This is a genomic window from Roseateles sp. P5_B10 (assembly GCF_056400485.1).
This window is the reverse complement of record NZ_JBFULE010000132.1, coordinates 1-10,469: the sequence shown is the minus strand read 5'-3', so window position 1 is coordinate 10,469 and position 10,469 is coordinate 1. Positions and strand designations below refer to the sequence as shown.

The window sequence follows — 10,469 nt, the reverse complement described above, 5'->3', positions numbered from 1 at the left end:
CCCTATGACCTCGTCATCTGCGACCCCCCCAGCTTCCAGAAAGGCAGCTTCGTCGCGACCAAGGACTACGCGCGGCTGGCGAAGCGGCTGCCTGCGCTGCTGGCGCCCGGGGGCCATGCATTGCTGTGCCTGAACACGCCCAAGCTGGGCCTGGATTTCCTGCACGGCGTGATGGCCGAGCACGCACCGGAGCTGGCATTCGTCGAACGCGTGGCGAATCCGGAGGTGTATGCGGACGTCTCGGCAGATCGAGGACTCAAGGTGTTGGCCTATCGCCTGCCCTGAGCCTGCCGCGCCTCAGGAAAGTCGCCCCAGCTCCGCCAGCAACTTCGCCCGCGCTGCCGGATCGTTGACTGACTCCGCCAGCCGGTTGAAGAACACCGCCCGGCTGTCCGTGCCGGCTGCGGCCCGTTTGATCAGCACCTTGGCGATGGGCCCGACATGTTTCGCCAGCAGAACCTGAGCCTTGTCCATGACGGCCTCGTTCAGCGGCCCGCCGATGAGGGTGCCGCTGCCCGCCGAGCCCGCCGTGGCGCCCTTGGAACCACCGGCCGACGGCGAACCGGCGGTGCCGCCGCCTGCCGTGCGGTGGTGGCCGCCGGTGACCAGGCTGGCCTGGCCGAGGAAGGCGTCGCGCGCACGCGGGTCGGTGACCTGCTCGGCCAGCTTGCTGTAGAGCTCGTTGATGTCCTGGCATTCGCGTGCGGCGCGGCGCACCAGCACGCTGGCCAGCGGGCCGACATGCCTGGCCAGCGTCAATTCGGCCTGGGTGAGCTGGGCCTTGTCCCAGTGCGATGGCGTCGGGGCGCTGGCCGTGCCCGCCGTGGAGCCGGGCAGCGACGTGCCTGACAGCGAGGGCGGTGCGACAGTGGGCGTGGCCAGCGGCTGCGCGGGGCGCGCGCGCGCTGGCGCCAGCATCACGGTCTTTTCCCAGCCGGTGTCGTCGATGCTTTGACCGATGCCGTCGGTGATGGCCTGCTTGAATTCCTCGGCGGTGGCATAACGGTCTTCGGGGCGCTTGGCCAACGCGCGGGCAATGATGGCGTCGAACCAGCCCGGGCGCTCGACACCCTCGATGGTCGACGGCGGCTGCGGCATGTCGTTGACGACCTTGTACATCAGCGCCTCGGTCGTGCCGGCGAAGGGCGCGCGGCCGGTGAGGAGCTGGTAGAGCACGACGCCGGCGCCGTAGATGTCCACGCGCCGGTCCATGGGCTTGCCCAGGAACTGCTCGGGCGCCATGTGGCTGGGGGTGCCCACCATGTAGTGGGTTTGCGTGAGGTTGGTGCTCTCGATGCGGGCGATGCCGAAATCGGCCACCTTGAGCCGCCCCCCGGCCGTCGTCATGATGATGTTGGCGGGTTTGATGTCGCGGTGCCAGACGCCCTTCTCGTGCGCATGGCCGAGGGCATCGAGCAGCTGGCTCATGATGCCGGGGATGTCGGTGTCGGTGAAGCGGACCTTGGCGCCGAGGTAGCTGGCGAGCGAGCGGCCCTCGACAAACTCCATCGCGATATAGGCCACGTTCTCGGCGCGGCCGAAGTCGTAGACGGCGACGATGCCCGGATGGTGCAGCCGGCCGGCAGCCTGGGCCTCGTTGCGGAAACGCGAGGCCGGCGCACCGGGGCTGTCGTCGTCGGCGTCGAGCTGGGTGCGGATGGTCTTCAGCGCGACGGTGCGCTGGATGTCGGGGTCGAAGCCCTTGTAGACGACACCCATCGCGCCCTCACCGAGAATCTCGGTGATGCGGTATTTGCCGAGCTGTGTCGGGTGCTTCTTGTCGCTCATGCGCTGAAATGACTCATGTGTCCAGCAACTTCATGGCCTGCACGACGCTGGCCCGCATGCGAGAGAAGGAATGGGACAGCGTGGCGATCTCGTCCTTGCTGGTGGCCTGGAACTCGGGCGCGTCCAGGTCGCCCTGACTGACGCGGTCGGCCAGGGCCGACAGGCGCGTGACGGGGCGCACGACCAGCATCCAGACCATCAGGTTCAGCACGACGCCGACGGCGACGAAGACGACGATCAGCGACGTGATGAAGACCTTGAAGGTCTGGTCGGCGCGCTGCAGCGGCACGCCCAGCGGGACTGAAACGACCTGCGCGCCGATGACTTCGTTGAGGTTCCAGCCGAAGCCGTTAGCGGGGCCGTACTTGGCGACCATGGTGGCCGGCGCGGCCTCGACGCTGCTGTGGCAGGCCAGGCAGGCCGGGTCGGTGATGCGCAGCGGACGGGCGATGTAAAGCGAAGGGCCGGCGGGCGTGTCGCGCGTGCCGACGGTTTCCTTCAGGTCGGCCGAGGAGCGGAACTGGCCGACGATGTCGACCTCCCAGCTCGTTGCACGGTCGCGCGGGTTGGTCGGGTTCAGCGTCGCTTCCTTGTAGGCGAACTCGGGGTGCTTGGCCAGCAGCGTCCCCAGCACCTCCGTGGCGGAAAAGCTCGGCACCGTCTCCGGCAGGAACTTGTCGGTCATCTGCGAGACCAGCAGTGGCTTGATCTTCGTGTTGGTGTAGCTGCGCACGGCCAGCGCCTTCTCCATCAGCATCTGCGCGGTGGCGATGGTTTCCTGCTTGGCGTTGTCCTGCAGCAGATTGCGCGCGATGTAGCCGCTCAGGGCGATGCCCAGGCTCATCACGAGCAGATAGACCAGATTGAATTTGGCGAGCAGTTTCATGGTGTTTTTCCCGGAGGCCGGCAATGGTAGTGCGCCGATATGGCTGAGTGGCTTCGTGCTTGCTCGTGGTTCCCGGTGCAAATCCACAGAAGAAAGGGCGCCGGACCGAAATTGGGCCTACCGATGCAGGCCCTGGCCGCCTCCTTCGGCCGCCGTGCCTGGCTGCGCATGCCCGCCTGGCCGCTGCGCAGGCTGGCCGGCGAGATGTCCACGCTGTTGCTGGACGGCCAGAACGTCGTTCCTGCCGCGGCGCGGGCCGCCGGCTATCGCTTCCGCTTCCCCACGCTGCAGGCGGCGCTGTCCGACCTGGCGGCCCGGCATGATGCCGGCCATGAACTCGCCCATTGACCGCTGCAACGACGGCAGTGCGAACCCGCCGCGGCTGCGCCGCGACATCAACCTCGGCACCCTGGCCGAGCTGCCGCGCGCCTCGACCGGCTGGCGCGCGACGCATGCCGAGCAACTCGCCCTCTTGAAGGCCGACGGCCACGAAGCCGTGCAGATCTGGCAGCCCACGCGCGAGGCCGCCCGGGCCGCGCGCGACGCCGGCCTGGCCGTCACCGGCATCTGCCGCGCACTGGTTCCAACCGAGGTGGCCGCCATCGTGCGTGAGCAGCGCGACCTCGGCTGCGAGATCACGACGCTGCACGTGGGCAACAGCTTCGAGACCGACGCCGAGATGGATGCCCTTGCCGCGGCCGTGCTGGAAGCCTCGGCGCGGCACGGCCACCCGCTCTATGTCGAGACCCACCGCGGCACGATGACCCAGGATCTCCGCCGCACGCTGGATCTCGTCGAACGCTGGCCGGCGCTGCGCTTCAACGCCGATCTGTCGCACTGGTACACCGGCCACGAGCTGACCTATGGCGGCGAGTTCCACGAACGTGCGCAGCGGCTCGCGCCGGTGTTCGAGCGCGTGCGCTTCCTGCATGCCCGCGTCGGCAACCCGGGATGCATCCAGACCGGGCTYGACGACCCCGGCGACTACCTCAGCCACTTCCGCTGGATGTGGCAGCGCTGCTTCGAGGGCTTTGTGCGCGGCGCCGGGCCGGGTGACTACCTGAGCTTCAACGCCGAGCTGCTGCCGCAGAAGATGGGCGCCGACTTCTGGCTGCACTACGCCCAGCCGCGTGTCGACCTGGCGGGCGACCGTTTCAACGGTGAGCCCAGCGACCGCTACGCGGACGCCGCGCGGTTGTGGCAGATCGCCGGCGAATGTTTCGAGGCGGCAACACGCGCAGTGGTGGGCGCGCCGCGCTGACATTCGCTTCGCGGCGCATTGCTGGCATGTGAATGGCCCCGGCGTGACAGCCCTGCGTCAGCACATCGGCCGCTCTCGCGCCATACTGCTGCCACCATGCGCATCCTGCTCGTCGAAGACGACGAACAACTCGTCGAAACCACCGCCCGCGCGCTGCGCTCCCAGGGCTGGGTCGTGGACTGCACCGCCCGCGGCGAGCCCGTGCCGCGCTCGCTGAAGGAGGACGCCTACGACCTCCTCATCCTGGACATCGGCCTGGCGGGCATCGACGGCTTCGAGACGCTGCGCCGCGTGCGCGCCGAGAGCATCGCCGTGCCGGTGCTGATCCTGACCGCCCGCGACGCCGTCGAGGACCGCGTGCGTGGCCTGGAAGGCGGCGCCGACGACTACCTCGTCAAGCCCTTTGCGTTGACCGAACTGGTCGCCCGCGCCCGCGCCCTGGTGCGGCGCAGCCAGGCGCGCACCAGCAACCAGCTGCAGCTGGCGCGCCTGCGCATCGACCAGGAAGCCCGCCGCGCCTACATCGACGACGAGCCACTGGCCCTGTCCGCCCGCGAATGGGACGTGCTCGGCTTCTTGATGGCGCGCTCGGGCAAGGTCGTGCCCAAGGAGCACATCGCGCTGGCCAGCAATGCCTGGGACCAGGGCGTCAGCGACAACGCCATCGAGGTCTGCCTGTCGCGTCTGCGCGCCAAGATCGAGCCGGGTGGCGTGCAACTTCGCACTGTGCGCGGCCTCGGCTACCTGCTCGAGGAAATAGGCTGACGTTGGCTGAGGGTTCACGCTCCAGCCTGCAGCGGCGGCTGTTCGGCTGGCTGATGCTGCCGCTGGTGCTGGCCTTGCCCGTGCTCGGCACGGCGCTGTACGAGCAGGTCAGGCACAGCGCGCAGAGCTGGCTCGACGAGGGCCTGGAGGACACCGCGCTGACGCTGGCGGGCCAGATCGACGTGCGCAGCGGCGAGCCCCGCATCGATGTCAGCGCCACCATGGACCGCGCCCTGCGCTTCGACCGCCAGGACGATGTCTTCTACCTGGTGTTGGCGCCGCGCGGCGAGGTGCTGCAGGGCGACGCCGGCCTGGCCGAGTTGCAGCCCCGCCCGGCCCCGCAGGCGGCGGGCCACTCCTCCTACGGCGACGTCAGGCTGCGCGGCCGAGAGCTGCGCCTGGTGCAACTCGGCCATGACTGCGGCACCGGTGTCTGCCAGATCCTCGTTGCCGAGACCCTGCACAAGCGCGACGCGCTGCAGAGCGAGATCGGCAGCTCGGTCGCGTTGAACGGCGTGGCGCTGGCTTTGCTGCTGGCCCTGGCCGGCTGGTGGGCCATCCGCCAGGGCCTGGCGCCGCTGACGGGCCTGAGCGCCGAGCTGGAGCATCGCGACCTGCACCGGCTGACACCGCTGGCGGCCAGCCTGCCGCGCGAGCTGGTGCCACTGCAGGCCGCCTTCAACCGCCTGTTCGAGCGCCTGGCCCGCGCGGCCGGCGCCCAGCGCGAATTCCTGGCCGACGCGGCCCACCAGCTGCGCACGCCGCTGACCTCGCTGCAGACCGAGATCGAGCTGGCCATGCTGGAGCCGCACGACCAGCGCGTGGACCCGCTGCTGGAGCGGCTGCGCCAGCGTGTCGTGCGCAGCGCCCGCCTGGCCCAGCAGCTGCTGTCGCTGGCCCGCGCGGAGGACCGCAGCGTCGACGTGGGGCAGCGCATCGACCTGCGCGACATCGCCACCGAAAGCGGCCAGGACTGGGCCCATCGCGCGCTGCCTGCGGGTGTCGACCTCGGCTTCGAACTGGCCGAAGCGCCGGCGCTGGGCCATGCCTTCCTGCTGCGCGAGCTGCTCGAGAACCTCATCCACAACGCCGTCAGCTACGCCGGCGCAAGCGCCCGCATCACGGTGCGTTGCGGCAGCGATGCGGCCGGACCGTGGCTGGAGGTCGAGGACAACGGGCCCGGCATTGCGCCAGCCGACCGCCCGGCCGCCATGCTGCGTTTCCGCCGCGGTGATGCCGCCACGGGCACCGGCAGCGGCCTGGGCCTGGCCATCGCGGCCGACATCGCGGCCCGGCACGGCGGCCGGCTGGAGCTGCTGGATGCCCACGCCGGCCCGGGGCTGCGGGCGCGGCTCAGCCTGCCGCCGCTGCCTCCGGACCCAGCCCCAGCTGCTTGAAGAGGTTCATCGCGACGACGACGCGCCGCCCCGGCGTGGCCGGCACCTCGTGCATGGTGATGCCCGGGAACATGATCAACGTGCCGGGCCGCGGCTGGTAGGCGCTGGTCTTGGAGAACACCAGCGGCGCGCAACCGGCTTCAGCTTCCAGGTAGACAACGCAGCTCAGGTCGGCCGGCCAGTGGTTGTGCGGGGCCGTGTAGTCGGCCTGTTCGTAGATGGCGCCCCAGCAGTGGGTGACGAGCAGGTCCAGCCCGAGCGAGTCGAGCTCGCCCGACCAGGCTTTGGGCGCGGCCGCCTTGGCGATCTCGACGACGCTGGCGCACAGCGGCAGCAGCTTGGCATTGAGCATGTGGCTTTTCCACGGGCTCATGTACACCGACTTCACGTTGGACTCGGGCGACTGCGGGTGGCTGATGCGCAGCTCGTCGATGGCCTCGCGCGCCAGCTGCAGCCGGTCCGCGATCGGGCCCAGCTCGGCAATGATGACGGGCAGTTCGGTCTGGACGCTGGCGCCGACGATGCGTACGGATTCGGGAGTGCTCATGCCGACATTCTGGCCATCGGCGCTGGCGGGCCAAGGCCGGAAAAACGCCCGGTTCAGCCCAGCGCTTCGTACAGCGCCTGCATCTCCTGCGTCAGCTTGTGGCGCGCATCGAGATGGATCATGGGCCGGCTCAGCTCGTGCGACTCCTTGACCTTCACACTGCTCGACAGATACGGCTGCAGCACCGGCAGGCCCTCGTCCAGCAACTCCTGCACGACGCGCTGCGGCAGCGAGGCGCGGGCCTGGAACTGGTTGACGACGATGCCCTCGACCGACAGCTCGGGTGCGTGGTCGGCGCGGATCTCTTCAACGGCTTCCAGCAGGCCGTAGAGCGCCCGGCGCGAGAAGTCGTCGCAGTCGAAGGGGATGAGGCAGCCCTGGGATGCGATCAGCGCCGAGCGCGTGTAGAAGTTCAAAGCCGGTGGCGTGTCGATCCAGATCTCGTCGTATTCGTCCGCCAGCGGCAGCAGTGCGTCGCGCAGCTTGTAGATCTTGTAGCGGCTCTCCAGCTTGCCGTGCAGCTCGTCGAGCTCGGCGCTGGCCGGCATCAGGTGCAGGTTCTCCCACGGCGTCTCGACGACGAACTCGGTCGCGCCAGGTGCGCGCACGCTGAACTTCAGCGTTGACTCGAAGAATTCAGCCGAGCCCGGTGCGCCTTCATCCAGCGCATCGCCCATCAGGTAGCGGCTGGTGTTGCCCTGGCGGTCCAGGTCGATGACCAGCACCCGCTTGCCCGCTGCCGCGGCAATCGCCGCCAGATTGCTGGTGATCGTGGACTTGCCCACGCCACCCTTCTGGTTGAACACCACACGCCGCATCGCCGCCTCCGTTGCTGGATGCGGCGATTGTGCACTGCACAAAAGTCAGTGGGCCGGCGTGGTTTCGGCGAGCGGATGGGCGATGCCGCCGTCGCCATAGGTGCGCACCACCTCGGCGATGACCACCTGGTAGCCCCTCAGCCATTTGGCCTGGGCCTGCTTGGCCTCGCGGTGCGCGGGGTGGCTCATCAGCTGCTGCAGGGCCTCCATCGAGTCCCAGTAGTAGACGTTGGAGATCAGCCCGTTCGCTGCGTTCTCCCAGGCTTCCTCGCCGAGGTAGCCGGGAATGGCGCGGGCGATGGCGGCGATGCGGTCGTCCAGCGCGAAGAAATCGGCGTCGTAGTCGCCCTTGGCGAAGGTGAAGGTGGAGGTGTACATCAGGTGATTGTCGCCAGGGCGCGCTCGACGAAGCGGCGCGGCACTGTCGTCTTGGGTACGCGCAGCGGGAACCAACTGCGGATATCGCTGTCCACGCCGATGCCGTGCATGAAGTTGTACAGGCCCTTCTTCAGCCCCTGGCCAAGGCCGTCGTGGTCGGTGGGCGTGGGGTCGATGAAGGCGACGTCGTTCTTCGCAAAGCGGCCATCGGCGGGGAGGGGCTGTAGCGTGACGCCGTATTCCGCCGGGTTCAGTCCGACGGGCGAATGCACCGTGCAGGCGAAGCGGTGGAAGAAGCCGCTGTGGATGCAGCCGTTCTCGAACAGCTGGCGCACGTATTCCAGCGCGTCCACGGTGTCCTGCGTTGTCTGCGTGGGGAAGCCGTACATCAGGTAGGCATGCACCAGCACGCCGGCGTCGGCAAAGGCCTTGGTCACGCGCGCCACCTGCTCGATGCTGACGCCCTTCTTCATCAGCTTCAGCAGCCGGTCCGATGCCACCTCCAGCCCGCCCGAGATGGCGATGCAGCCGCTGTCGGCCAGCAGCTGGCAGAGCTCGGGCGTGAAGGTCTTTTCAAAGCGAATATTGCCCCACCACGAGATGGCCACGCCGCGGCGGATCAGCTCTTCGGCCAGGGCCTTGAGCGCCTTGGGCGGCGCGGCTTCGTCGACGAAGTGGAAGCCTGTCTGGCCCGTCTCCTTGACGATGGCCTCGATGCGGTCCACTAGCACCTCGGCCGAGGCCGCCTCGTAGCGCGAGATGTAGTCCAGGCTGACGTCGCAGAAGCTGCATTTCTTCCAGTAGCAGCCATGCGCCACGGTCAGCTTGTTCCAGCGGCCGTCGCTCCAGAGCCGGTTCATCGGGTTGAGCATGTCCAGCAGCGACAGATAGCGGTCCAGCGGCAGGCCGTCCCAGGTCGGTGTGCCGACGTCATCGAAGGGAATGTCGGGCTCGACGAAGTTGGTGTACCTGACCTCCGTGCCGTCGCGCCAGAAGGTACGCACCAGGCGCGTCTTGGAGCGCTTGCCGGCGACGTGCTCCAGCAGCGCCAGCAGTGGCCGCTCGCCGGCGTCCAGCGTCACGTAGTCGACAAAGTCGAAGACGCGCGGCTCGGCCAGCTCGCGCAGCTCGGTGTTCACATAACCGCCGCCCAGCACGCAGATGACCTCGGGCCGCGCGGCCTTGATGCTCTGCGCGATGCGCAGGGCGGCGTAGACCGAACCAGGGAAAGGCACGGACAGCAGCACGACCTCGGGTTGGTGCTGCTCCAGCGCGGCCAGCGTCAAGGTGTGCAGCGTGCGGTCGACGAGATTGGGCGGTGCGGCCAGGGCGGTGGCCAGCGGATCGAAGTGAGCCTGCGCCGCGGCGAGGGATTCGGCGTAACGGACAAACTCAAAGCGTTCATCGACCGCGTCGCGCAGCACGTCGGCGAGGTCGTTCAGGAACAGCGTGGCGAGATGGCGTGCGCGGTCCTGCAAGCCGAGGGCGCCAAACGCCCAGGCGAGCGGGTCGCCGCCATCCTCGTCGACATAGGCGTCCAGCGAAGCGAAGCGTGCGCCTTCGGGCAGGAAGGCACGGGTGTTGATGCGATGGGCCAGCGTCGGGTCGCGCCCCTGCAGGAAGCCGAGGACGCGTGGCGTGGCGGCGGCTATTGCCGGGAACTCGGTGGCAAACCAGGCCGTTTGCGGCGTGCGCTCGGCTTCGGGCAGGGCCAGCACGGCTTCATGCAGCTGGGCCAGGCCGGTGGGTGTGAACAGCTCCAGCACCAGGGCCAGCGCCAGGTCCACCTGCTGCGCATCGATGCCGCGTGAGCGCAGGAAGCCCGTCAGGTAGGCGGTGGACGGGTAGGGCGTGTTCAGCTGCGTCATCGGCGGGATGACGGAGAGGACGCGGGGAGGCTGGCGAGGCATGGGCGGGATTGTCGCGGTGTGGCGTGGCGCGACACGGCGAGCAAACCGCCTCGCATCGCGCGAGGCGCCGGCAGCCGGCGACTTCTGCGCCGTGGGCCTCTTGAAAAGGTTGACTTCTTCCATGCGGCTGGAGCGTGATCGGATGGGCGATGCCTCACAACCTAACTGACCGGTTTCACGCGTCGCTGTGAGGCTGGATCATGGATGTGTAACGGTGGCCGAACGGACCCGGAAGCGCCACTTGTTCACAGCGTTACGCCGCAACTTCAGATACATTTTTTTCACTGATGACAAAGGCACACCCGAGCGAAAGCCGGGGTCGCAAAGCTTCCGGTCTAAGGCCCGCCTGGCGGGTTACGACAGCGGGGTTGCCAAGGACAAGCCGCCGGCAGGTCGCCGTCGACATGGCAGCTCTTCCGTCGCCGGGATGCGGCGCGACGCCCGACCGGGCGTGTGCGTAGGAATCAGCGCAACAACGAAAGCTGTCCATGAAGTCCACCACGCTCCCTCTTCGATTCGTAGTTCTGATCGAGTGGCGCCTGCACGCGGCGCTTGCGCTGCTGCTGACGCTGGCTGCATTGCTGTGGCCTGCACTGGCGCAGGCCGCACCGCGCGACAAGATTGCCGCCGATCTGCGCCAGGCCGTCGATTCGGCCGCTGCGCCTCGCCAGCGCTGGCAACAGGAACTGGCTGGTCGCCGCTACGTGCACACCCTGGTC

At 68.5% G+C, this 10,469-nt stretch carries 12 protein-coding genes and 1 riboswitch; of the genes, 6 read left to right on the top strand and 6 right to left on the bottom strand.

Annotated features, from left to right (window positions below; all coding sequences use genetic code 11):
- Nucleotides 1-285: class I SAM-dependent methyltransferase (locus AC1DU6_RS11165; RefSeq protein WP_477857213.1), on the top strand; the 285-nt coding region annotated here is incomplete at its 5' end.
- Nucleotides 286-297: 12 nt separating this feature from the next.
- Here AC1DU6_RS11165 and AC1DU6_RS11160 read toward each other — a convergent pair.
- Together AC1DU6_RS11160 and AC1DU6_RS11155 are read right to left on the bottom strand one after the other, a co-directional pair.
- Nucleotides 298-1,788 (bottom strand): serine/threonine-protein kinase, encoded by a 1,491-nt coding sequence (locus AC1DU6_RS11160; RefSeq protein ID WP_477857211.1) that lies wholly within the window; start codon nt 1,786-1,788, stop codon nt 298-300.
- A 13-nt stretch (nt 1,789-1,801) separates the two neighbouring features.
- Nucleotides 1,802-2,674, bottom strand: a complete 873-nt coding sequence (locus tag AC1DU6_RS11155) for a c-type heme family protein (RefSeq protein ID WP_477857209.1) — start codon at nt 2,672-2,674, stop codon at nt 1,802-1,804.
- A 123-nt stretch (nt 2,675-2,797) separates the two neighbouring features.
- Between AC1DU6_RS11155 and AC1DU6_RS11150 the strand changes: the two genes are divergently transcribed.
- The 4 genes from AC1DU6_RS11150 to AC1DU6_RS11135 all read left to right on the top strand — a co-directional run bounded on the left by AC1DU6_RS11150 (nt 2,798) and on the right by AC1DU6_RS11135 (nt 6,097).
- Nucleotides 2,798-3,022, top strand: a complete 225-nt coding sequence (locus AC1DU6_RS11150) for a DUF1731 domain-containing protein (protein WP_457319917.1) — start codon at nt 2,798-2,800, stop codon at nt 3,020-3,022.
- On the top strand, nt 3,006-3,935 hold the full coding sequence (locus AC1DU6_RS11145; protein WP_457319918.1) for a hypothetical protein: 930 nt from the start codon (nt 3,006-3,008) through the stop codon (nt 3,933-3,935). Before AC1DU6_RS11150 ends, AC1DU6_RS11145 begins: the two co-directional genes overlap by 17 nt.
- A gap of 96 nt (nt 3,936-4,031) precedes the next feature.
- Nucleotides 4,032-4,700, top strand: coding sequence for a response regulator (locus tag AC1DU6_RS11140; protein ID WP_056191837.1), 669 nt, complete (start codon nt 4,032-4,034; stop codon nt 4,698-4,700).
- A 2-nt stretch (nt 4,701-4,702) separates the two neighbouring features.
- Entirely contained in the window at nt 4,703-6,097 is a 1,395-nt protein-coding gene (locus AC1DU6_RS11135; RefSeq protein WP_457319920.1) for a sensor histidine kinase, read from the top strand.
- On the opposite strand, the gene AC1DU6_RS11130 is transcribed toward AC1DU6_RS11135, so the two are convergent.
- From AC1DU6_RS11130 to AC1DU6_RS11115, 4 genes are read right to left on the bottom strand one after another with little or no spacing between them, the layout of a single operon-like run.
- Nucleotides 6,054-6,644, bottom strand: a complete 591-nt coding sequence (locus tag AC1DU6_RS11130; RefSeq protein WP_457319922.1) for a 2OG-Fe(II) oxygenase family protein — start codon at nt 6,642-6,644, stop codon at nt 6,054-6,056. The two genes, AC1DU6_RS11135 and AC1DU6_RS11130, sit on opposite strands and share 44 nt — an antisense overlap.
- Before the next feature lie 53 nt (nt 6,645-6,697).
- A complete protein-coding gene (locus tag AC1DU6_RS11125) occupies nt 6,698-7,462 on the bottom strand; it encodes a ParA family protein (protein WP_457319924.1) in 765 nt (254 codons plus the stop codon).
- A gap of 45 nt (nt 7,463-7,507) precedes the next feature.
- Nucleotides 7,508-7,840, bottom strand: coding sequence for an antibiotic biosynthesis monooxygenase family protein (locus AC1DU6_RS11120; RefSeq protein ID WP_056191846.1), 333 nt, complete (start codon nt 7,838-7,840; stop codon nt 7,508-7,510).
- The gene (locus AC1DU6_RS11115; RefSeq protein ID WP_457319926.1) at nt 7,840-9,750 is read right to left on the bottom strand and encodes a B12-binding domain-containing radical SAM protein; all 1,911 of its coding nucleotides are present in this window, start codon (nt 9,748-9,750) and stop codon (nt 7,840-7,842) included. The genes AC1DU6_RS11120 and AC1DU6_RS11115 overlap by 1 nt, the downstream gene beginning before the upstream one ends.
- Nucleotides 9,751-10,035: 285 nt before the next feature.
- Nucleotides 10,036-10,126: riboswitch (cyclic di-GMP riboswitch) on the top strand.
- A gap of 112 nt (nt 10,127-10,238) precedes the next feature.
- Between AC1DU6_RS11115 and AC1DU6_RS11110 the strand changes: the two genes are divergently transcribed.
- A partial coding sequence (locus tag AC1DU6_RS11110) for a hypothetical protein (protein ID WP_477857203.1) occupies nt 10,239-10,469 on the top strand: 231 nt, incomplete at its 3' end.

Bases quoted from the DNA above. Each gene is read 5' to 3' on its own strand.
- AC1DU6_RS11160 (WP_477857211.1), bottom strand. From the start codon at position 1,788: ATGAGCGACAAGAAGCACCCGACACAGCTCGGCAAATACCGCATCACC.
- AC1DU6_RS11155 (WP_477857209.1), bottom strand. From the start codon at position 2,674: ATGAAACTGCTCGCCAAATTCAATCTGGTCTATCTGCTCGTGATGAGC.
- AC1DU6_RS11150 (WP_457319917.1), top strand. From the start codon at position 2,798: ATGCAGGCCCTGGCCGCCTCCTTCGGCCGCCGTGCCTGGCTGCGCATG.
- AC1DU6_RS11140 (WP_056191837.1), top strand. From the start codon at position 4,032: ATGCGCATCCTGCTCGTCGAAGACGACGAACAACTCGTCGAAACCACC.
- AC1DU6_RS11130 (WP_457319922.1), bottom strand. From the start codon at position 6,644: ATGAGCACTCCCGAATCCGTACGCATCGTCGGCGCCAGCGTCCAGACC.
- AC1DU6_RS11125 (WP_457319924.1), bottom strand. From the start codon at position 7,462: ATGCGGCGTGTGGTGTTCAACCAGAAGGGTGGCGTGGGCAAGTCCACG.
- AC1DU6_RS11120 (WP_056191846.1), bottom strand. From the start codon at position 7,840: ATGTACACCTCCACCTTCACCTTCGCCAAGGGCGACTACGACGCCGAT.
- AC1DU6_RS11115 (WP_457319926.1), bottom strand. From the start codon at position 9,750: ATGCCTCGCCAGCCTCCCCGCGTCCTCTCCGTCATCCCGCCGATGACG.